Genomic DNA, 21,150 nt, shown 5'->3' with positions numbered 1-21,150 from the left:
CTGCAGAAGGGAAGATTTTTGTCCGGAATGAATTGCGGCAGGCAGTTCAGGGTGAAGGCTTCGCGGGGTGCGCGGCGTAACCTGACCACGCGGCACGGCGCGCCAGCACGCCGGCGCTGTTTCGCGCCCTGCCCCGGTCTTCTTGAGTGTGTTTATCGGGCGCCTGCGGCCCGGTCTCAGCCGCGGTTCAGCGTTTCGCCCAGGCGCCGCTGGCGATCCGGCGATTCTGGTCGAGCATCTTCGTCATGGCGGCCTCTGCGCCCGCCGGATCGCGCGCTTCGATGGCGTTTGCCACTGCAATGTGCCCCTCGCGGCTGACGCCCTTGTCGTCGATCTGCAGCACCCCGAACTCGTAGGAGATGCGCAGCATTGTCACGATGATCTGTGCCAGCTGGCGCATCACGTCGTTGTGGGTCGCGTCGAGCAGCGTGACGTGAAAGCGGCAATCGGCCGAAAACAGCGTCTGAACGTCGCCCTGGCCGGGGTCCATGGCCTGCGCGGCCTCGGAAATGACCTCGATCTGCGCCGCTGTTGCGCGGATTGCGGCAAGGGCCGCGGCGGCGGGCTCGATGATGGTGCGAAGCTCGGTCGTCTCGCCGAACATCCGCTTGATGCGCGGATGGTCCGGCGCGTGCCAGGAGACGACATCACTGTCCAGAAGGCTCCACTCCTCCACCGCACGCACCCGCGTGCCGTAGCGCCGTGCCGTGCGCACCAGCCCCTTGCCGGACAGCACCTTGACCGCATCGCGCACCGTGGCGCGGCTCACCCCGAGCGACTGCGCCAGCTCCGCCTCGGTCGGCATGATGGTGTCCGGCGGATAGGCGTCGTTGACGATCCGGCGCCCCAGAATGTCCACAGCCTTTTTGGCGGCGCCGGTTGGAAGCGGCGACGCGAACTCAAGCGGAATCGTGAGGCGGGTGTGCGCCGGCACGTCGGATTGTGGCTTAGCGTCCAAGAATCAGCGCCTCCGGCCTTTACAGCGAGCCAACTGTCGCACACTCTAGATCATACCTAGAGGCGATCACGCACAACAGATTGTCCGGGGCCGGAACGACCAGTGCCAGGCCCAACGGACGACGAGGAGGAAACATGAATCTCACCAAATGTCTGACCGGCGTTGCGCTCGCAGGCGCCCTCGGCCTTGCCGCCGGCACCGCGCAAGCCACGGATATCAAGTTCGGCATCGGCATCCCCGAAGGCGACTTCCCCGAATACAACGCACTCGTCCGCTTCAAGGAATACGTCGAGTTCAAGAGCAACGGCGACATGACCGTGCGCCTGTTCCCCAACAACCAGCTCGGCGGCGAGCGCGAGATGATCGAGCAGGTCCAGCAGGGCAGCCTCGAACTCTCCTTCCCCGCCGACGGCGCGATGGCGGGCTATTATCCCAAGATGCAGGTGTGGTCGATCCCGTACCTGTTCGAGTCCGCCCCCGTCGCCTGGAAGGTCATCAACGGCGAGTTTGCCCGCGAGATGCAGGCCGACATTCTGGAACAGACCGGCATCCGCGCGCTGGCCTTCTCGCAGAACGGCTTCCGCTCGTTCACCAACAACGTGCGGCCGATCGTCAATCCGGGTGACATTTCCGGCCTCAAGATCCGCACCATGGAGAGCCCCGTCTTCATGGAGCTGGTCAACTCGCTGGGCGCCACGGCAACGCCGATCTCGGGCGCCGAGGTGTTGCTCTCGCTGCGCCAGGGCGTGGTCGACGGCCAAGAGAACCCGCCCGCGGTGGTCTATGGCGGCGGCCTTGGCGAAGTGCAGAAGTACTACACCCTCAACGAGCACGTCTTCGGCCTGCACGTCATCATCGCCAACAACGAGTGGTTCGAGGCGCTGGAACCCGGCGAGCAGCAGATCATCGTCGATGCCGCGCAGCTGATGGCATGGACCGAGAACCTGCAGAAGACCGAGGGCGACTGGCGCTTCTCCGAGAAGCTTGCCGATGAACTCGGCATGGAGATCCACGTCTCCACCCCCGACGAGAAGGCCGCCTTCAAGGAGCTGACGCAGGCCCCGGTGACCAAGTTCATCGAGGAAAATGTCGGCGAAGAGGTGGTCGGCGAGCTGTTGTCCGCCGTCGACGCGGCCAAGGCCGAACTCTACGGCACCGCCAGCAAATAAGCCCGTTCAGCCGGCGCCTCGACAAGAGGCGTCGGCCTCCCCCTCCCCGATGCCGCACCGCCGGAGCCGCCCCGTAAAGGCGGCCGGAGCCGATGAGTGGCGAGGACCCCCATGCGTGAACGCGCTCTTTTCCTGTCCAGACTGCTTGCCCGCACGACGGAGACCATCGCTGCGATCCTGATGATCGTCGTCACGGTCCTGAACCTCACGCAGGTGGGCGGCCGCTATTTCTTCAACACCGGCTTCAGCTGGACCGAAGAGACCATGCGCTACGGCATGATCTGGCTGATGATGATGGGCTCGGTCGCCTGCATCTTCCGCGTCGAGCACATGGGCGTTGAGGCGCTGGAAAGCCTCGTGAAGCCGGAGCATGCGCGCTTCGTCCGCTCGGGCCTCTACTCGGTCGCTGCAATCTTCTGCGGTGTCATCGTCTGGTACGGCTGGCCGCTTGCGCTGCGCAACGCGGCGCAGGTGGCGCCCGCATCGCGCATCCCGATGATCGTGCCGTACATGGCGCTGCCGGTCGGCGCGGCGCTGATGATCGTGCAGATCGCGCTCACCTGGTTCGCCGGCTTCGAGCCCGACACCGACGACAGCCCCGATGCCGAGACCGACCTCGTGAATGCCCCGCGGAGCGTGAAATGATCCAGGTCGCCATTGCGGGGCTCAGCCTCCTCCTCATCGGTGTGCCGGTGGCATTCGCGCTCGGCCTTGCGGGAATGCTGGGCGTCTGGCTCTTCGGCATCCCCATGGGCGTCGTCGTCACGCGGCTGTTCACCGGGGTCGATTCGTTCATCTTCCTTGCGGTCCCGTTTTATATTCTGGCCGCCGAAATCATGAGCCAGGGCGGGATCACCGCGCGGCTGATCTCCATCGCGTCCACCGCGACGAGCTGGCTGCGCGGCGGCACCGCGTTTGCCAACATCGGCGCGTCGGTCATGTTCGCCGGCATTTCTGGGTCGGCCGTGGCCGACTCCGCCGCGCTCGGCCGCGTGTTCATCGAGGAGATGCCGAAGGAGGGCTACCGCAAGGACTATGCGGCGGCGCTCACCGTCGCCTCCTCCATCATCGGCCCGATCATCCCGCCCTCCGGCCTTGCCATCTTGATGGCGGCGGTCAGCGGACTGTCGGTGATCGACCTGTTCCTCGCCGGGGTGTTTCCCGGCCTGCTCCTGGGCGGGGCGTGCGCGGCGGTGGTCGCCATCGGCGCAATCCGCGGCAAGCTCCCCAAGCCGCGCAGGATCGACATGTCGGACGGCGTGTGGCGCATGGTGTTCGAAGGCGCGGCGGTGATGACGCTGCCGATCGTCATCGTCGGCGGAATGGTGGTGGGCGCCTACACCGCCACCGAAGGCGGGGGCATCGCGGTTGCCTACGCCACGTTCCTCGCTGTCGTCGTCTTCCGCGCGCTGGACATGAAGGGGCTGTGGCGCGCCTTCCTCAAGGCGGCACGGGTGTCGGCCACCATCTACCTGCTGGTGGCGGCGGCCACCATTCTGTCCTACGCGCTCAACCTCCTCGGCATCTCGTCTTGGGTGAGCGCGGCGGCCTCCATGTTCGAAGCGCAGCCGACGCTGTTCCTCTTCGCCATCGCGCTTTTGATGCTGATCCTCGGCACCTTCCTCGATATTGGCGCGGCGATCCTCATCTTTGTGCCGCTCCTGATGCCGGCCGTCTACGAACTCGGCATCGACCCCTTGCAGGCGGCGATGGTGGTGATGCTGACCCTTGCCATCGGCCTCATCACGCCGCCGGTCGGCGTCGTCCTTTACGTCGTCATGCGCGTTGGCAACGTGCGGATGCTGCCGCTCCTGCGCGCGCTGATGCCGTTCCTGATTGCCGAGCTTTGCGCGGTCGCGCTTCTCTGCCTCGTCCCGGAATTTTCCAGCTGGCTGCCCTCGCTGCTCAACCCCCGCTAGCGCCGCGCGGCCCACAACCCGTTACGAAAGTCTCTGCGTGAAGATCACCGCCGTCGAAACCACCGTCGTCAACGCCGTCATCCGCAACTGGATCTGCGTCAAGGTCGTGACCGACCAGCCCGGCCTCTACGGCTGGGGCGAGGCAACGCTGGAATGGAAAACCCGCGCAGTCACCGGCGCCATCGAGGACCTTGCCCCGTTCATCATCGGCCAGGATCCGCGCAACATCGAGCAGATCGTGCGGCGGATGACGCGCTTCAGCTTCTGGCCGCTGGGCGCCATCGGCCTCACCGCCGTCTCGGGCATCGAACAGGCGCTGTGGGACATCAAGGCGAAGGACCTTGGCGTGCCGGTGTGGCAGCTTCTGGGCGGCAAGGTGCGCGACCGGGTGCGCGTCTACACCCACATGCGCCGCGGCAAGGTGGACGGCCACGTTGCTGCCGGCGACATCGGCGCATTCTGCGATGCGGTCGAGGAAACGGTCGCGATGGGCTATGACGCGATCAAGCTCGGGTTCGTGCCCTATGTCGCCTACGATGCATCGCCGTCGTCTGTCCGCCACGTCGCGGAGCTGGCCGCTGCGGTGCGCGAGCGCGTCGGCGAAAACGTCGACATCATGACCGATTTTCATGGCCGGCCGGACAGCATCGATGCGGCAAAGGCCTATATCGACGCCATCGCCCCCATCAAGCCGATGTTCGTGGAAGAGCCGATCCAGCCCGGCGACACGCCCGCGATGGCCGACCTTGCGCGCCGGGTCGACTGCCCGCTTGCCACCGGGGAGCGCCTGTTCACCCCCGGCGAGTTCGCCGAAGTGGCACAGCTGCGCGCCGTCGCCTACGTTCAGCCCGACCTTTGCCATTGCGGCGGGCTGACCGGCGGGCGGAAGATCGCCGCCATCGCCGAAGCCGGCCACATGGGGATCATGCCGCACAACCCGATGGGCCCGGTCGCCAGCACCGTCGCGCTCCATTTCGACGTCGCAACCCCCAACTTCGTCATCCAGGAGGAGGCGACGGGCATCGTGCCCTGGTTCAACGAGGTGTTCGAGAACCCGCTCCGCCTTCAGGATGGCGCCTGGATGGTGCCGGAAGGCCCCGGTCTCGGCCTCGAACTCAACGAGAAGGCTGCCGCTGCACACCCCTTCGCGCAGGAGGTGATCCCCGCGACGGAAGCCGTCCTCGCCGACGGCACCATCGCCAACTGGTAGGCGGGCGCCTCAGCTTCTCAAAGGTCGGAACGCGCACCCGGCTTGCGGCGGCTACTCTGCGGCGGCCGCAAGTTCCCCCACCGAGACGAGGCCGTGATAGACGCCGCGGCGGGCCAGAAGCGTGGCATGGTCGCCGTCCTCCACAATGCGGCCCCGCTCCACCACCAGAATGCGGTGGGCGGTGCGCACCGTGGACAGGCGATGCGCGATGATGAGCGTGGTGCGCCCCCGGGCAAGCTCGAACAGCGCGCCCTGCACCTGCGCCTCGGTCCGGGTGTCGAGCGCCGAGGTGGCTTCGTCGAGGATGAGGACGGCCGGGTCCTTCAGGAACATGCGCGCGATGGAGAGGCGCTGCTTCTGCCCGCCGGACAGTTTCACGCCCCGCTCGCCGATCACCGTGTCCAGCCCCATCGGCAACGCGGCGACGGTTTCCGTCAGGCTCGCCTTGTCCACGGCCGCAACGATGGCCGCCTCCGAGGCACCGAGGTTGCCGTAGCCGATGTTCTCGCGCAGCGTGCCGCCGAACAGGAACACGTCCTGCTGCACCACGCCCACCTGCCGGCGCAGCGATTCCAGCGTCATGTCGCGCACGTCCACCCCGTCGATGCGGATTGCTCCGGCGGTCACGTCGTAAAAGCGCGGCACCAGCGAGCAGATGGTCGTCTTGCCCGCGCCCGACTGGCCAACAAAGGCGACGGTCTCGCCCTCCTCCACCTCGAAGCTGATGCCGTCGAGAACCGGCTTCCCCTTCTGGTAGGCGAACGCGACGTTGTCGAACGTCAGCGCGCCGCCGATTGTGGCGGGTTGCGCCGCCGGGCGGTCGGCCACGTCCGGCTCGGTGGCGAGGAATTCGCAATAGCGGCGGAAGCCCGCAATGCCCTTGGGGTAGGTCTCCAGCACCGCCGCGATCTTCTCCATCGGCCGGAAGAAGACGTTGACGAGGAGGAGGAAGCCGACGAAGCCGCCGATGGAGAGATCGCCCTCCACCACGTACCAGGTGCCGGCCACCATCACGATCACCTGGGTGCCGCGCATGGTCATGTAATTGAGCGCCTGGCTTGCCGACATGATCCAGTAGGCCGACAGCTTGCGCCGCCTGTACTCGGCGTTGTTGACGGCAAACAGCGACCGCTCGTGCGCCTCGTTGGTAAAGGCCTGCACCACGCGAATGCCGCCCACATTTTCCTCGATCCGCGCGTTGAAATCGCCCACGGATGCGTAGATGCGGCGCCAGGTATCCGTCATCCGCGCGCCGTAGCGGGCGGTGATGAACGCGCCCAGCGGCACTACAATGCCGGTGATGACGGCAAGCTCCCAGTGCACCGACAGCATCAGCGCAAAGGCGCCGATGAAGGTCATGACGGCCAGGAAGGCATCCTCCGGCCCGTGATGCGCAATCTCGCCGATTTCCTCCAGATCCTTCGTCAACCGGCCGACGAGGTGGCCCGTCTTGACGTTGTCGAAGTAGCCGAACGACAGCTTCTGCAGGTGCTCGAAGGCCCGGCGCCGCATCTCCGTCTCGATGTTGATGCCCAGCATGTGGCCCCAGTAGGTGACCACCACCATCAGCGCGGTGTTGAGTGCGTAGATGGCGAAGAGCGCGGCGGTGGCGAGCGCGATCAGCTCCCAGTTGCCGGAGGGCATCAGCCGGTCGACGAAAACCTTGACGGCAATGGGGAAGCCGAGTTCGAGGAGCCCGGCGATGATGGCGGAGCCGAAGTCCAGCACGAACAGGCGCCGCCATGGCGCATAGTAGGAAAAGAACTGGCGCAGCATGCAAAGCCTCTGGAGAAGGGCGGCGAGCGGGTTTGCCGATGCCAGACCCGTGCCGTCAGCTTCTTCTGCCACGGTTTTGCCCGGCCGGGACAGAGGGGCCGATTGCGGCGGAAGGCGACAATCAGCGCCTCCGCCACGGGGCCTGCCAAAACGACCAGCGTGTCTTCGGTTGCCAGCGCGGCGATGCAGGCGTCTGCGGCCGGCCCCGCTGTGGCGTCATCGCCAGGTCAACGCGCGCCCAGCCCCATCACTGCCGTCCCTCGGGGGCTGGGGCGCCCGGCAGTTTTCAGTCTCTTGAGGCAACGTCCTTCAAGAAGGCTTCGATCTGGTTTTCCGCCTCGTCACGCAGGCCCTCGTCGAAGATGAGGGTCGAGACCGGCGATCTCTCGCGCTGGTCGAACCCGTGGTCCGCACCTTCCAGCACCCGTGTGGTGATCGGCGCGCCGCGTTCGCGAAGCTCTTCTGCCGCCCCCAGACATGACGGCGTACTGACGATGCTGTCTTCTTCGCCGAGGATCATGAGGGCTGGCAGGTCCGGCGGCCACCTTCCCGACGTCGCGCCGTTGAGGATGCCGCAATAGGGGTAAAGGAGAACCACCGCGGAAACCTGCCCCAGAAGATCCTCCGGAGGGGCCGGCCAGCGCGTGAGACCGGGCGGCACCTCGCCGGAAGCGGCGTGTGCGACGAATTCCATCGCCGTCCAACCGCCATGGGAACCGCCGAGGATGACCACGTCGTCCGAAATCTCCGCCATGTCGGCAAGTGTAGCCAGCGCCACGGCGACGTCACCCGAGCGCTCGGCCCCCGGTAACGCCTGCCCCGCGCAGACCAGCCGCCAGCTTTCAAGCTGATCCAGACCGCGCGGCGTGTGACTGTCGACAATCAGCGTTGCCCGGCCGGATCGGGCAAGGACATCTGCCCAGTAGGCCATGTTGTCCCGCACGCCGTCACATCCCGAAAGAAGGATGGCCGCCGGGTGCGGCCCCGGCCCGTCCGGCATCTGAAGGCGCCACTCGGCCGAAAGGCGCCGGGCGCGCTTGTCGGGCGTATCGTCGAAGGTCGACCAGCCTGCGGCATGGCGAAGGGTGTTCAGCCCCAGAACCAGAAGGATGCCGCCGCATGCGGCGACAACCCAGAGGACTATTCCTTTCGGCACCCAAGACCCCATTCCACGCCGCACCACTCCTTCAGCCGCGCTGTGTCGGCCTCGGTCCAGCCGGCCGGGTCGGTCACGGCAACCCAGGCGCCGATATAGTCCTCGGCGGCATAGTTGTGCCCGTAGCCAGGGGGCACGCCCAGCGCGAGCGCCATGTCGAGAGCGAGCTGGAACTGCGTGACCACGGGGATGAAGCGCATGAGCGGGGATACATCGGGCGCCCTTGGCTCACGCATCCACTCCGGGGCGCGCCAGAACGATTGCGGCTCGTAAAAGACGATCGCATCCGAAGCGTGCTGCAGGAACACGATCCGCAGCCGCCCCCACGGATCCGGTGTCCGCTCCAGACCACCAAATTGTGACGTGAACCGCACAAGCTCCCCGGTGCCGACGATCGGCAGAACGTAGGGCGAGCCGGGGTTGCGCTCGGAATTGGCAAGGTTCCAGAGCCGCGACGGGAATGGCGGTCCGGTCCACAGCGCGCCCTGGACCGGATCGTTGATGACCCGGAACATGTCGAACGAATACATCGACGACCAGGCGCCGAGGCTGAGGCCGTGCAGGTAGAATTCAGGCCGCGCGTCGGGCGGCAGGGTCCGCCAGTATTCGTAGATCGTCTGCATGGTTGCGGACGCCTGTTCCAGCCCCGATTGCGTTTCGAAAACAAGGGCGAACGGCGATTGCAGGTATGAGTATTGAACCGCCACGGTGGCGATGTCGCCATCATGCATGAACTCCAGCGGTTCATGACCGCCGGGATCGAGCCACCCCGTGCCGGTGGGGCTTGCCACAACGAGAACCTTGCGGTCGAAGGCGCCGACCCGCTTCAATTCTTCCAGAGCAAGCTCTGCCCGCGATTTCGGGCCATCAGCGTCCGCCAGCCCGACATAGACCCGGATCGGCTCCTTCGCCGGCCGCCCGGAGAACGCCGAAATCACCGCAGCATCCGGTCCATCGAGAACGAAATTGCGACCCGGCTGTCCCATCGCGCCCCAATCGATCACCGAGGCGGCGCTGCCGGCAAGGCTCGGATCATCCGGTGCGGGCGGTGCATCGGCGAACAGTTCCTGCGCAGCGGCGTAGGAGGCTTCCATGCTGTTCATGGCCGCGCGCACGACACCGTCGCGGGTGACGAGCACGATGAAAAGAACCGCAAGCAGGAGGCCCAGAACGTTTGCCGTGCGCGCCGGCATGACCCGGTACAGCCGGAAGCGCAGGGTGTCGAACATCTTCTGCGCGGCCCAACCGAGGACGAAGAGAACCGCGAACGTGAGGATTGCAGCGCCGATGATGTAGAAGATGTAGAGGTCTTCGACCGGCGGGAGGGCGAGCCGCTCGCGGATGGAATCCTGCCAGTCCGCCGCCCGCCAGAAGCTCCAGCCCAGCTGCAGGACCACGGGCACCGCAACCAGGGCATGGGCGATGACCGCGCGCCGGCCGGTGAAGCGAGGAAGGTCGATTGCGCGCCATGCCGTGAGCAGAATCTGCCCGATGACGTAGCCGATCCCGGTGACGAGCCCCGCCAGTATCCCTTGCAGCAACCAGCCGCGCGGGATGAGGGACGGGGTCAGCGAGGCCGCAAAGAAGGAGAGGCCAAGGAGGAGAGGCAGGACGGCAAGCCCAAACGCGCGCATGCCTGCGCGTCCATTATTGCGGCCATTCATAGGTGTTTCAGCTCAAATCTGGAACGTTCTGGCCTGACTGTAACCGGCCCGCAGACCCTGTCCTAGGGCGTGGTCCGATAAATGGCATCGAGCGATGAGCCTGACGCGATCGTTACTCCACCGCGTCGAGGTCCACTTCCAGAGCGGCCATGTCCTCACCGCCGGCCATCAGGTTGAGAAGCTCGTCCCGGCTGACTTCGCCGCGGCGAAACGAGGCCGCCACCGCGCCGTGGATGAGGACGGAAAAATCATCCCCCACCGCCATGGCGTGCCGCGCATTGTGAGTGATGAAGATGACCGCGATCCCGTCTGCGGCAACCTGCTTCATCATCTTCAGAACGATCGCCGATTCCTTGACGCCAAGCGCGGACGTCGGTTCGTCGAGAATGAGGACCTTGGCGCCGAAATACATGGCGCGGCCAATGGCGAGCACCTGCCGCTCGCCGCCTGACATGGTGCCGACAAGCTGTTCGGCATCACGAATGCGGGTGATGCCGAACCGCTGCATCTCGGAGAGCGCGATGGCGTTGGCTTTCGCCCGGTCGAGCCAGCGCACCGGCCAGCGGCCTTTGGTGGGCTCTGCACCGAGGAAGAAATTGCGCCCGACGCTCATCAGCGGAATGGTGCCAACGTCCTGGTGCACGGTGGCGATGCCGAGCTGGCGGGCGTGGCGAGGGCTTGCAAACTTCAGCGCACGGCCACCGAAGCGGATCTCGCCGGACGACGGTGCGTGGTAGCCGGACATCACCTTGATGAGGGTCGACTTGCCGGCCCCGTTGTCGCCGAGCAGGCAGTGGATCTTGCCCGGCTCCAGCGCGACGGACACGTCCGTCAGCGCGCGGGTGGCGCCGAAGTGCTTGGAGACATTCCGCAGCTCCAGAATGGGTTCGGCCATCTCAGCGCCCTCCCGACATTGCGAACTTGCGCACATAGCTGTTGGCGAGAACGGCCGCGCCCAGAAGCGCGCCGAGGAAAAGCTGGATCCAGTCCGTGCTCCACCCGGTGTAGAAGATGCCGGTGGAGATGACCCCGAACAGCGCGGTTGCCACCACGACACCGCCAACGGTCCCGTAGCCGCCGCCCAGAAGCACGCCGCCAATCACGACCACAATGGGGGCCTGAAACACGTAACCCATCCCGTAGGTGGCATTGCCGGAGTTCCACTGGATGCCCTGGATGATGCCGACCAGTGCCGCCGCAAATCCCGTCGCCATGAAGAGAAGGACCTTCACGCGCTCCACCGGCACACCCGCCCCGCGCGCGGCAGTGAGGTTGCCGCCGGTGGCGTAGATCCAGTTGCCGAACACCGTGCGGCCCAGCACCCATGTGCCGATCAGCGCCGCCGCCAGCCACCACACGATGGAGGCGTTGGCCTGCTCCCAGCGCCCCGCAAACACCGCCCGCGCCGAAGGGCTCGTCGCAATCGACATGGAGGTGACGTTGGTGAGAAGCCGCGCAACGCCCATGGTGCCACCGATGACGATGAAGTTGGTGGCCAGCGTCACGATGAAGGACGGCAGCCCGGTGCGGACCACAACAATACCGTTGACGAGCCCCACCACCACGCCCGCCGCCAGCGCCAGCGCAATCATCGGCCAGATGGGCGCGCCAAAATGGCTGGTTCCGATGGCAAGCACCATGGAGGCCATGCCCACCGTGGAGCCGATGGACAGGTCGAACTCGCCGGCAATCATCAGCAAGGCGACGGGGATGGCGACCAGCCCCAGCTCGGCGGCAAGGTTCATCCACCCCACGGTGCCGTTCCAGCTGACGAAACCGTTGGAATAGGTGAACACGGCGAAAAAGATGTAGGTCAGCAGGAAGGCGGCGACTGCGCCGGTTTCCGGCCGTCGGAAGAGTTTGGCGGTCATCGCGGGCTTTCGTTCTGCCGGTCAGTGAAAAGCCGGCGCGCGAGTTTGCACGCGCCGGAGGGTTTGTGTGGGGTTCGGTCAGGAGGCGCCGCGGATCCCCGGATGTTCCTTGTTCACCTCCAGCGTGCGGTCGACATTGGTGGCGTCGATCACCAGCGGACCGGTGGTCACGGCCCCGATGGGGTGCATGCCGTAATTCAGGTACTGGTTGGCGATCTGCATGGACATGAAGCCCTGCAGGTAGGGTTGCTGGTCCATCGCAAAGGCGATCTTGCCGTCCTTGATGGCCATCAGCACTTCGTTGGAAAGGTCCGCCGTGCCGATCATCACCTCGCCGGCGCGGCCATTGTCTTCCACCGCGCGCAACGCGCTCATGGCGGGCACTGCGTTCAGCGTATAGATGCCGTCGATCCCGGCGTTGGCGCGCAGCGTGCCGGAGATTGCCTGCGCCATGGCCTGCGGGTTGGTGGCGTCGCCGGTGCCGATGGTCTGGTAAATGGTTTCGGCGCCCGCCTTCTCCATCGCGTCGACATAGCCGGTGCAGCGTGCTTCCACGGTGGGATTGCCCGGCACCTGGTTGAAGCAGAGGCCTAGTTTCACGCCAGCTTCAGCCTGAATTTCGCCAGCCTTCCACCCCATCTGGTACGGGTCTTCTCCCACGAAACCCAGCGACCCGTTGCCCTGCCACAGGTTCTGGCCCGAATTGTGGGTCAGGACCGGAATGCCCTTTGCCGTGGCTTCCTTGATGAGCGGGTCCATCCCGTCGGGGAAGAAATTGCCGACCAGCAGCATCTTCGGGTTGCGGCTGATCGCCTGCTGCAGGAGGCGCGGATAGTCGCTCGTCATGTTGGCGGTTTCGGTGACGGCAACGTACTGGTAGTCGAGGCCGAAGGCTTCGGCGCCGTCATCGAAGCCCTGTTTCACCGCGGCGAAGAACGGCCACGACAAGGGGCCGCTGACCACGATGATGGGGCCATCCTGCGCGCGCGCTGCCTGCGGCAACGCAGCGGCCAGGGCCAGCGCGCCGATGGCGAGGCCCTTTTTCAAGCTCTTCCGATATCTGTCGATGGGTCGCATGGGGGTCTCCTCCATCATCCGCGTCGTTGCGCGGGAGCCGTCCCCTCTGGGCGGCGTATGGGCGCACAACCAACATGCGGCTTGGCGGGCTGTCAATAGTTATTCACGCAGAATGATTATTGTAAGTTCAGCGTAGCCTTGCTATTTCTCCCGACCCTTGAGCGTGCAGTGCTGGCGCGCGTCCAAAACGGTCCAACCCACGCGATGGAGATCCAGACGGTGCGATCAGTGCTCTGCTACGGCGATTCCAACACCTATGGGCAGACCTCTGCCGACCGTCCGGCCGAGCGTTTCGGGCCGACCGAACGCTGGCCCGGCATCATGCGCGGCCTCCTCGGGCCGGACTGGATGGTGATCGAAGAAGGCCTGTCCGGCCGCACGACCGTCAGCGACGACCCCATCGAGGGCGAGCTGCGCAATGGCCGGCGCTACCTGGCCCCCTGCCTCCTCAGCCACCGCCCCATCGACGCGCTGATCCTGATGCTCGGCACCAACGATTTGAAGATCCGCTTCAACAAGCCCGCCAGCGAGATTGCCATGGGCGTACGCGTGCTGATCGAGGATATTCGCGGGCTGGGCGTCAACCGGCTCGGCGTGATGCCCGAAGTCATCCTCGTTTCCCCGCCGCCGACCAAGGCCGAGCTGGGAGACTGGGAGCCGATGTTCCGCGGCGGACACGAAAAGTCGCTCCAGCTTGCCGCCGAGTTCGAGAAGGTCGCCGATGCGCTCGAGGTGCATTTCTTCGACGCCGGCAGCGCCGTCACCGGTTACGCCGAAGATGGCTTCCACCTCGACCTGAAAGGCCACCAGGAGCTTGGCGCGGCGATGGCGCGGCAGGTGGAGCTGATCGGCTGGGCGCCGCTTTCCGCCAACCGCACCGGCGGCTGACGCCTCATGCCCGATATGCGCTTCGCCCCTGCGCCGGTGCTACTGGCGCGCTCCAAGGCTGGCGGGCTGAACCAGATGAGCGTCCGCAGCCACAACGAGCGGCTCGTGCTCGACCTCCTGCGCCGCGAGAAGACGCTGTCCCGCTTCGAGATCGGACAGCGGACCGGGCTTTCGGCGCAGACCGTTTCGGTGCTGATCCGGGCGCTTCTGAAGGACGGTCTCGTCAGCGAGGAAGAATCGAGCCGCGGCCGGGTCGGTCCGCCCACCACGCCCTTTTCGCTCAACCCGGACGGGGCTTTTGCCCTTGGCGTTTATGTGGGCGTGAAGGTGATCGACGTTTGCGTGCTCGATTTTCGCGGAAACCTGCGCGGCACGCTGCGGCGGCCGATTGCGCGCGGCGACGGCCTCGGCACGCAGGTGATTGCGCTCGCAGCCGAGGTGCTGGCGGGCGCCGGCGATCTCGTGCGTTCGCGCTGCCTGGGGTTGGGGCTTGGCGTCAACAAGGCGCACTGGGGGCCGAAGCCTTCGGGGCCGGACGAGGGGTGGAGCCCGGAGGCGGGGCTCGGCGACATCGAGAACCGCCTCACCCGTGAAACCGGCCTCTCCTGCGTCATCGTCGATGATGCGACGAGCGCTGCCATCGGTCAGATCCTTTACGGCGCGGGTGACGACCGCTTCGTCTACTGCCACATCGGCGCCAACGCGCAGGCTCGCGTTGTGCTGAACGGACAGGCGCAGGTGGGGTTCGATGACACCCTCATCGCCCTTCCCGGCATGAGCGCGCTTGAGGCACAGCTGGACGCCGCCGGCATCCCGCTCGCCGGCTTCTGGATGGGCGAGACGCTGCCGGACACTGCCGCCCCGGCCTTGGCCGCATGGGGCGCGGACGTTTCCATCCGGATCACCAACGCCATTATCGGCCTCCTCGCCTTCCTCGATGTGCCGAAGACTGTGCTGGTCGCCCCTTTCGCCGCCCGGCATCTTGCGGCGCTGGCGGCAACGGTCGATGCCGCCTTCACGGACCGCGGCGTCGCCGTGCCCACCGAGATTGGCCACAACGCGCAGTGGGCGAAGGCATCCGGCGCGGCGGCGGCTGTGATGTCGTCCCGCTTTTCGCAGGACTGGCACGTGACCGCGGAATGATCCGCGGCTGAGGTGGCGAACGCGGCAGCGTGCATCGTGCGTCCCGGCCTCAGCCTGTGCGCGCCGGGCGTCCCGTAAGATTCCAGATCTTGAGGTAGCGGATCAATGGCCGCCCCAACCTCTTGACGATCTGGCTGTGCCCATATAGTTACCATGATAACGAAATGAAGATGGTGATCAGATGACAGAACCCCTTTTCCTGTTCGCTCAGATCCGGCCGAAGCCTGTGCACTTTGATGCCGCCAGGGAGGCCATTCGGCGGATCGTCCCGGAAACTGAAAACGAGCCGGGTTGTCAGGGCTTCGCCCTGCACGAAAACGCACAGGACGGCTGCCTCTATCTTTATGAGGAATGGCGCGATGAGGATGCGCTGAAGGCGCATTACGCGCAGCCCTACACCAAGGCCGTTTTCGCGAAATACGAGAACTGGCTCGCTGAGCCTGTGGTGATCACGAAGATGCGGAGGCTGGCATGACCCGCGCCCTCGCCGGTGTCGGCCTTCGCTGACATGTTCTTCCTCAAGGAGTTGCCGACGCGGGCGATGATGGAGCGTTACAGCGCGCGCTTTCCCGCCATGAACGTCGACGCGGTCGACGATGCGCTGACGATGATGCGGCGGGCGAGTCTTCTCGTCCGTCGCCTAGAGGCGTACTTCGCGCAGCACGGCCTCTCGCAGTTGCGCTTTCTCGTCCTCATCGTCGTCGACCGCGAGCCGGACCGGGACGACCTGACGATCGGCGAGGTCATCGACAGGCTCGATGTCGCCAAGCCCGTCATGAGCCGGACGCTCCAGGCGATGGCAGAGGCCGGTCTGATTACCGTCAATCCGCACGGCACGGACAAGCGCGCAAAGACGATCGCGCTCACGAACACCGGCAAACAGACGCTGGACCGGGTCCTGCCGGGTTACTTCCAGGAGATCGACCAATTCATGACAAATCAGGAACCGCCATGCTGACGCTTGCTCGCCTCATCCTCGTCTGGGCTTGCGTCTATCCGTTGGTGACATTTGCGCTTCTCGCCTTCGACTGGGCCGAGCTGCACATGTCGCTTCCGTTGAAGACGCTGCTCCTCACCGCTGCCCTCGTTCCGCTGAACGCACTTGCGATCGTGCCGCTCGTCAACACGGTTTGGCGCCGCTCCTTCCAAAACAGATAGCGGGCCGGAGACGTTCGCGACGGACCGGCATTTGACGGAGATGAGGCGGGCGGGACCCGCTGACGAGATCGCCTTGACGAATATGGTTCAATGTCTAACTATATAGTTCGATATTGAACCAGATGGTGGACCCCATGCCTCTTCATCGACGTCATGTCCTCAAGGTCATTGCCGGTGCTGCGATCATCGCGGCCAACCCGGTTCGCGCGCAGCAGAGCGCAAAGGCCCAGCGCCCTTGGCTCGCCGCCGGCTCCTTTGAGACGGAGCCCCGCCGGCTCGCACTCTCTTGGGCGGTGCTGGCGCCAAGCCCGCACAACCGCCAGCCGTGGCTGGTGAAGATGCAGGGAGACGACTCGCTGCTTCTCTTCTGTGACCTTGATCGGCGCTTGCCGGTCACCGATCCGTTCAACCGCCAGATCACCATCGGCCTTGGTTGCTTCACCGAACTTCTGGTCATGGCTGCGGCCCAGCAGGGCCTTGCGGCAAATGTCGTCCCGTTTCCGGAGGGCGAACCCCATCCGCAGCTTGACGGTCGCCCGGTCGCCCGCATTTCGCTCAGCGAAGGAGCGGCAGCCGATCCGCTCTTTTCCGCCGTGCTCGACCGGCGCTCCAACAAGGAGCCTTACGACATGACGCGCCGGGTGACGCAGGACAACCTCGCCACACTTGCCAGGTCCTGCGCCAACGGAACGTCGCTCGCCGGCACGGTCGATCAGGGCGAGGTCGAGGCGCTGCGGACCGAGACCATCGCCGCCATGGAAATCGAGATGGGAACGCGCGAAACCGCAATGGAGAGCGTCGATCTGCTCCGCATCGGCCGCGCCGAGGTGGATGCACGCCCCGATGGGGTGGATCTCACCGGCCCGCAGATCGAGGACCTTGCCGCCAGGGGAATTCTGACGCGCGACGCATTCCGGCAGGAGATCACGCAGGAAGGCTACGGGATAAAATCCTTGCGCGCGCCGGACGGAAACCCGCTCGTGAGCCAGATGGTCGACTACGCCATCCGGCCCATGCGCGCCACGCCCGCCTATATCTGGCAGGTCAGCAACGGCAACACGCGTGCCGATCAGCTCGCCGCCGGCCGGGACTGGCTGCGGATCAACCTTGCGGCAACAGCATCCGGCCTCGCGGTCCATCCGCAGAGCCAGATGCTGCAGGAGTTCGACGCCATGGCCCCACTTTTTCGGAAGGTGCGCACCATGACGGGGACGGAGGGGTCACAAACGCTTCAGATGCTTGCCCGGCTCGGCTATGGTCCTGCGGTGCCGCCCAGCCCGCGATGGCCGGCCGAAACGCGCATTGTGGACTAGGAGCCGCGCCCCATCGCCGACGACGCCAAAACGCAAGAGGGAAATGCGGTGGCCGATCCGCCGCATTTCCGGTTTCTCAACGAAGTCGGAATCATCGACCAGCTCGCGTCGCGCCTGTTCGAGCGCGTGATGCCGGACGATCTTACGCTGCCGCAGTTCATCGTCCTCAACCATTTCGTTCGCCTCGGCGGTGCGTGGAGCCCTGTGCGGCTTGCCAATGCCATGCAGGTGACGAAAGCCACGATGACCAACACGCTGCACCGCCTCGAAACGAAGGGCTACATCGAGGTCGCGCCCGACCTGAAAGATACCCGCGCCAAGATCGTCACGCTGACCGAAGGCGGGCGGGCCGCACGCGAGCGCGCGATTGCGGCACTCGCGCCAAGCCTGGAGCGGCTGGCGAGGGCCGTGCCGGCCAGTTCGATCGAAGCCGCTCTTCCGGCACTTGCCGCGGTGCGTGTCTGGCTCGATGCGGAGCGGGATGGACCATCCTGAACGCTGGCGGGCCGTGTGGCAGTTGCCGCACCGAGCCAGTACCAAAGCACGATCAATCCGCGATCGCACCACGAAAAAGCCCGCCCCTGAAACAGAGGCGGGCTTACTTCGACTGAAAAGATCTAGAATAAATCCATACTGACAAGCAGATTGAAAAGTCTTTTGCCGTAATTGGAGTGCGTGTCAGTTGCAGACGCGCTTGATGCGGATGACGTAGGCGCCGCGGCGGGGGCTCCAGCGCTCGGTGCGCACGTCGCGGCAGTAGACCCGCTGCGGGGCAGCGTTGGCGGCAAGGGCCGCGCCGAGGGCGAAGGCACCGAAGCCGATGGCAGCCGCTGCACCGTTGTTGAAGTGGCGACCCCGGTGGCCGCGGTGCGGGCGGCGATGGCGCCTGCTGCGGCTGCCCACGGTATCGACGGCGGTTGCGGCGGTTTCGATCTGGGCGCTCTTCAGCGCGGCGAAGGGGGTTGCAGAAGCGGCGGTGGGGGCTGCGACAGCCGCGGCAGACAGTGCGATTGCGGTGGAAGCAGCGACAATGGTTTTCTTGATATTCATGGTCGGAAATCTCCAGATGCTTGCAACGTTTGTTTCGGGTTCCGGCCCGTTGCCGATGCATTGAAGATGATGACGGCTTCGTCATCTTCACGTGACCGACATCACAACCCACGCATTTGAAGAATTTCGTCCAGATTGACCGCTTGCGCACCGGCGGCCGTTTCTGCGGCAACCGTCCGTCTCGGCCCCCTCAGCGGATCTGCCAGAGCGTGCCTTGAGAATGCCGCTTGCCGACGCGGTTCGCGTTCGTGCAACCAACCGTCAAGGCAGCGGCCTTAACAAAAGGTCTGCCCCCTCACCCGAACAACCGCGCCCGCTCCCGCGCAAACGTTGGCCGCCCGTCCTTGACCCCCAGCATCGGCACCGCCAGCTCCGCCACCGCCATTGCCGGGTCCGCCGCGTCCAAGAGCACCAGATCGGCAGCATTTCCTACGCCGATCCCGTATCCTTCGAGGTTCATCAGGCGCGCCGCATCGGTGGAAACCATGGCGAGGCACTCCGCCAGCGACGCGGGGCTGCCGAGCTGGGCGATGTTGGCGTAAAGGTTCGCCATGCGGATCAGCGAGCAGTCGCCGTAGGGCGTGAACGGGTTGAGGACATTGTTGGTGGAGAGCGAGCAGGTCACGCCCTCAGCCGCCATCAGGTGCAATGGCGTGACGCCGCGAGGCGGGTCCACCAGGTCGCTGCCGCGGTGCATCAGGAAAAGATCGGTGGACGGCACCACCGTTATCGCGACGCCGACGTCGGCAAGGCGGCGGGACAGGTCCGTCAGCGCCGAGGGTGACAGGGCGGTGAAGCGGGTGACGTGGCCCGCCGTCACGCGGCCGCCCCAGCCATATTCCTCGGTGCGGCGGGCAACGTGCTCCACGTCGAGGTTCTCGGGGTCGGTGCCGAAGTCGAGGTGCATGTCGATGTCGACATCGAAGCGGCGGGCAAGGTTGAAGACGCGGTCGATCTGGGCCTTGGGGTTGGTGTCGGTGTAGGGCGTGGCGCCGACCACCATGGCGCCGTCCTCCAGCACCTTGGCCATCAGCTCCTCGGTGCCGGGATTGTTGGTCATCCCGTCCTGCGGGAAGACGCAGATTTCCACGTCGATCGCCCACGCCCACCGGGCAATCGCCGCCTTGACGCCCTCGTAGCCGCGCAGGCCGATCACCGGGTCCACCTCCACATGGGTGCGCATCTTCTGGGTGCCCTGGAGAACGGCCTTTTCGAGCGTGCGGCTCGCCCGTTCGGCCACATCCTCCTCGGAAAAGGCAGCCTTGAGGCGGCCCACTTCGGCAATCGCGCCCTCGATGCCGCCGGTCATGGTGCAGCGGTCGAGGATGCAGGATTTGTCGAGGTGGATGTGGCTTTCGCAAAAGCCGGGAACGGCGAGGCGGCCCTCCCCGTCGATCAACTTGCCATCACGCGGCAGACCCTTTGCGACTGCAACAATCTTGCCGTCCGCGATGCCGATGTCGACCAGTTCGGCGGGGGCGCCGGCAAGGCGAACGTCGTGAAGCGTGAGGTCCATGGTGAGCGTCCCATTGCAGCACAGGGGTTTCCCCCATGCAAGACGCGCGCCTCGTCAGCCGGCGAACACGCCATTTTCCGCAACAATGCGGCCGCGCTTCATGACAAGGGGGCGGGCCGGATGATCGGCCACCGCGTCCTGAACCTCCGTGGTATCGATAACCACCAGATCGGCATCGGCGCCGTCGACAATGCCTCTGGCCTCAAACCCCAGCCTCTCCGGGGTGTGGCGGGTGATCGTCTCGAACAGAAGCGCCAGTTCGTCATCGGCGTTCATGCCCTGGCGATAGCCGATCACCATGGCCCGCTTCAGCATGTCGCCATTGCCGTAGGGGCTCCAGGCATCGCGAATATTGTCGGAGCCAGCGAGAACCGGCACGCCGGCCTCCCACAGCGCGCAGACCGGCGGCATCAGCGCCCGGCCCGGCCCGTTCGTGAGGATCGCGACGCCGCCTGCCGCCAGCGCGTCGACGGTGGGGCCAATCTCGTGCGCATCGCCCAGCGCAAAGGCGTGGCTCACCACCACCTGGCCGGATAGTCCGGCCTCCCGCGTGCGCCTGGCAATCTCGCGCAGCTGGGCAAGGCCGGCGCCGCCCCCGTCGTGGAGGTGAATGTCGATACCGGCGCCGTGGCGCTCGGCCAGCGCGAAGACCACATCGAGCGGGGCGTTCATGTCGCCATCGATGCCCACGGGGTCGAGCCCGCCCACATGGGTCGCGCCCTCCTCCAGCGCGGCGCTCAGGAGGTCGGCAACGCCGGGGTCGCGCAGGATGCCGCTTTGCGGGAACGCCACCACCTGCATGTCGACCATTTCGGCGAACGCCTCCTTCAGCGCCAGCACCTCATGGAGGTTCGCAAGGCCGATCTCGGTGTCGATGTCCACATGGGTGCGCAGCGTGCCGGTGCCCAAGCCGATTATCCTGCGCAGGAGATGGCTGCCCCGGTCGAACACAGGGACGGTCATTTCGCGCCGGATCTCTTTTTCCGCCTCGATCCGCGCCTCCACCGTGGTCCCCCGGCGGTGGGGGACGAACGGCATTCCCGCAAACGTCTTGTCGAGGTGGATGTGGCCGTCGCAGAAGCTTGGCGCGATGAGTCGTCCGCCGCATTCGATGTGCGTTTCATCGCCGGTGACCGGCGGTGTGGACGAGGCCTCGGTGATGGCAGCAATCCGGCCGCTCTCGATGCGGATATCGACGTTACGGCCATCGGCGAGAACAACGTCGGAAAGCAGGGTGGGACGCATCGCGGGATCCTCGGCAGAAAGGTTCGGCGGTGGCTGC

At 65.7% G+C, this 21,150-nt stretch carries 21 protein-coding genes; 11 read left to right on the top strand and 10 right to left on the bottom strand.

The features are described from left to right. Nucleotides 1-187: 187 nt before the first annotated feature. A complete protein-coding gene (locus RDV64_RS12695) occupies nt 188-958 on the bottom strand; it encodes a FadR/GntR family transcriptional regulator (RefSeq protein WP_309195291.1) in 771 nt (256 codons plus the stop codon). Between the two features lie 134 nt (nt 959-1,092). Here RDV64_RS12695 and RDV64_RS12690 point away from each other — a divergent pair, with 134 nt between their 5' ends. The 4 genes from RDV64_RS12690 (at nt 1,093) to dgoD (ending at nt 5,256) form a co-directional block, all read left to right on the top strand. Beyond that, complete coding sequence (locus RDV64_RS12690) at nt 1,093-2,127, top strand: DctP family TRAP transporter solute-binding subunit (protein WP_309195290.1); 1,035 nt, start codon at nt 1,093-1,095, stop codon at nt 2,125-2,127. A gap of 111 nt (nt 2,128-2,238) precedes the next feature. Further along, the gene (locus RDV64_RS12685; protein WP_309195289.1) at nt 2,239-2,772 is read left to right on the top strand and encodes a TRAP transporter small permease; all 534 of its coding nucleotides are present in this window, start codon (nt 2,239-2,241) and stop codon (nt 2,770-2,772) included. Beyond that, nucleotides 2,769-4,046: a TRAP transporter large permease gene (locus tag RDV64_RS12680; protein ID WP_309195288.1), complete on the top strand. Its 1,278-nt coding sequence runs from the start codon at nt 2,769-2,771 to the stop codon at nt 4,044-4,046. Before RDV64_RS12685 ends, RDV64_RS12680 begins: the two co-directional genes overlap by 4 nt. A gap of 37 nt (nt 4,047-4,083) precedes the next feature. Next, nucleotides 4,084-5,256 carry a galactonate dehydratase gene (gene dgoD / locus RDV64_RS12675; protein ID WP_309195287.1) on the top strand — a complete coding sequence of 391 codons (1,173 nt, stop codon included), beginning with the start codon at nt 4,084-4,086 and terminating at the stop codon, nt 5,254-5,256. A 51-nt stretch (nt 5,257-5,307) separates the two neighbouring features. On the opposite strand, the gene RDV64_RS12670 is transcribed toward dgoD, so the two are convergent. From RDV64_RS12670 to RDV64_RS12640, 6 genes are all read right to left on the bottom strand, one after another. Beyond that, a complete protein-coding gene (locus RDV64_RS12670) occupies nt 5,308-7,032 on the bottom strand; it encodes an ABC transporter ATP-binding protein (RefSeq protein WP_309199499.1) in 1,725 nt (574 codons plus the stop codon). 286 nt (nt 7,033-7,318) lie between these two features. Beyond that, nucleotides 7,319-8,188, bottom strand: a complete 870-nt coding sequence (locus RDV64_RS12660) for a hypothetical protein (protein ID WP_309195286.1) — start codon at nt 8,186-8,188, stop codon at nt 7,319-7,321. After that, the gene (locus RDV64_RS12655) at nt 8,173-9,822 is read right to left on the bottom strand and encodes an alpha/beta-hydrolase family protein (protein WP_309195285.1); all 1,650 of its coding nucleotides are present in this window, start codon (nt 9,820-9,822) and stop codon (nt 8,173-8,175) included. The genes RDV64_RS12660 and RDV64_RS12655 overlap by 16 nt, the downstream gene beginning before the upstream one ends. A gap of 142 nt (nt 9,823-9,964) precedes the next feature. Next, on the bottom strand, nt 9,965-10,747 hold the full coding sequence (locus tag RDV64_RS12650) for an ATP-binding cassette domain-containing protein (protein WP_309195284.1): 783 nt from the start codon (nt 10,745-10,747) through the stop codon (nt 9,965-9,967). Nucleotide 10,748: 1 nt separating this feature from the next. Beyond that, the gene (locus tag RDV64_RS12645; RefSeq protein WP_309195283.1) at nt 10,749-11,723 is read right to left on the bottom strand and encodes an ABC transporter permease; all 975 of its coding nucleotides are present in this window, start codon (nt 11,721-11,723) and stop codon (nt 10,749-10,751) included. Nucleotides 11,724-11,801: 78 nt separating this feature from the next. Then, complete coding sequence (locus tag RDV64_RS12640; protein WP_309195282.1) at nt 11,802-12,800, bottom strand: sugar ABC transporter substrate-binding protein; 999 nt, start codon at nt 12,798-12,800, stop codon at nt 11,802-11,804. Between the two features lie 219 nt (nt 12,801-13,019). Here RDV64_RS12640 and RDV64_RS12635 point away from each other — a divergent pair, with 219 nt between their 5' ends. The 7 genes from RDV64_RS12635 to RDV64_RS12605 all read left to right on the top strand — a co-directional run bounded on the left by RDV64_RS12635 (nt 13,020) and on the right by RDV64_RS12605 (nt 17,797). Continuing rightward, a complete protein-coding gene (locus RDV64_RS12635) occupies nt 13,020-13,688 on the top strand; it encodes an SGNH/GDSL hydrolase family protein (protein WP_309195281.1) in 669 nt (222 codons plus the stop codon). Between the two features lie 6 nt (nt 13,689-13,694). Beyond that, entirely contained in the window at nt 13,695-14,831 is a 1,137-nt protein-coding gene (locus tag RDV64_RS12630; RefSeq protein ID WP_309195280.1) for a MarR family transcriptional regulator, read from the top strand. A 181-nt stretch (nt 14,832-15,012) separates the two neighbouring features. Then, on the top strand, nt 15,013-15,306 hold the full coding sequence (locus RDV64_RS12625) for a putative quinol monooxygenase (RefSeq protein WP_309195279.1): 294 nt from the start codon (nt 15,013-15,015) through the stop codon (nt 15,304-15,306). 33 nt (nt 15,307-15,339) lie between these two features. Beyond that, nucleotides 15,340-15,789 carry a MarR family transcriptional regulator gene (locus RDV64_RS12620; RefSeq protein WP_309195278.1) on the top strand — a complete coding sequence of 150 codons (450 nt, stop codon included), beginning with the start codon at nt 15,340-15,342 and terminating at the stop codon, nt 15,787-15,789. Then, nucleotides 15,783-15,989, top strand: coding sequence for a hypothetical protein (locus RDV64_RS12615; RefSeq protein ID WP_309195277.1), 207 nt, complete (start codon nt 15,783-15,785; stop codon nt 15,987-15,989). Before RDV64_RS12620 ends, RDV64_RS12615 begins: the two co-directional genes overlap by 7 nt. Nucleotides 15,990-16,123: 134 nt before the next feature. After that, a complete protein-coding gene (locus RDV64_RS12610) occupies nt 16,124-17,302 on the top strand; it encodes an Acg family FMN-binding oxidoreductase (RefSeq protein ID WP_309195276.1) in 1,179 nt (392 codons plus the stop codon). Nucleotides 17,303-17,350: 48 nt separating this feature from the next. Next, nucleotides 17,351-17,797, top strand: a complete 447-nt coding sequence (locus RDV64_RS12605) for a MarR family transcriptional regulator (protein WP_309195275.1) — start codon at nt 17,351-17,353, stop codon at nt 17,795-17,797. 183 nt (nt 17,798-17,980) lie between these two features. On the opposite strand, the gene RDV64_RS12600 is transcribed toward RDV64_RS12605, so the two are convergent. From RDV64_RS12600 to RDV64_RS12590, 3 genes are all read right to left on the bottom strand, one after another. Continuing rightward, the gene (locus RDV64_RS12600) at nt 17,981-18,352 is read right to left on the bottom strand and encodes a hypothetical protein (RefSeq protein ID WP_309195274.1); all 372 of its coding nucleotides are present in this window, start codon (nt 18,350-18,352) and stop codon (nt 17,981-17,983) included. A gap of 295 nt (nt 18,353-18,647) precedes the next feature. After that, the gene (locus tag RDV64_RS12595) at nt 18,648-19,868 is read right to left on the bottom strand and encodes an amidohydrolase family protein (RefSeq protein WP_309195273.1); all 1,221 of its coding nucleotides are present in this window, start codon (nt 19,866-19,868) and stop codon (nt 18,648-18,650) included. Between the two features lie 54 nt (nt 19,869-19,922). Continuing rightward, entirely contained in the window at nt 19,923-21,113 is a 1,191-nt protein-coding gene (locus RDV64_RS12590) for an amidohydrolase (RefSeq protein ID WP_309195272.1), read from the bottom strand. Nucleotides 21,114-21,150: the final 37 nt, after the last annotated feature.

The organism is Acuticoccus sp. MNP-M23 (assembly GCF_031195445.1).
GTDB lineage: Bacteria > Pseudomonadota > Alphaproteobacteria > Rhizobiales > Amorphaceae > Acuticoccus.
The sequence above is the reverse complement of the archived record's forward strand: the minus strand, read 5'-3'. Positions and strand labels throughout refer to the sequence as shown.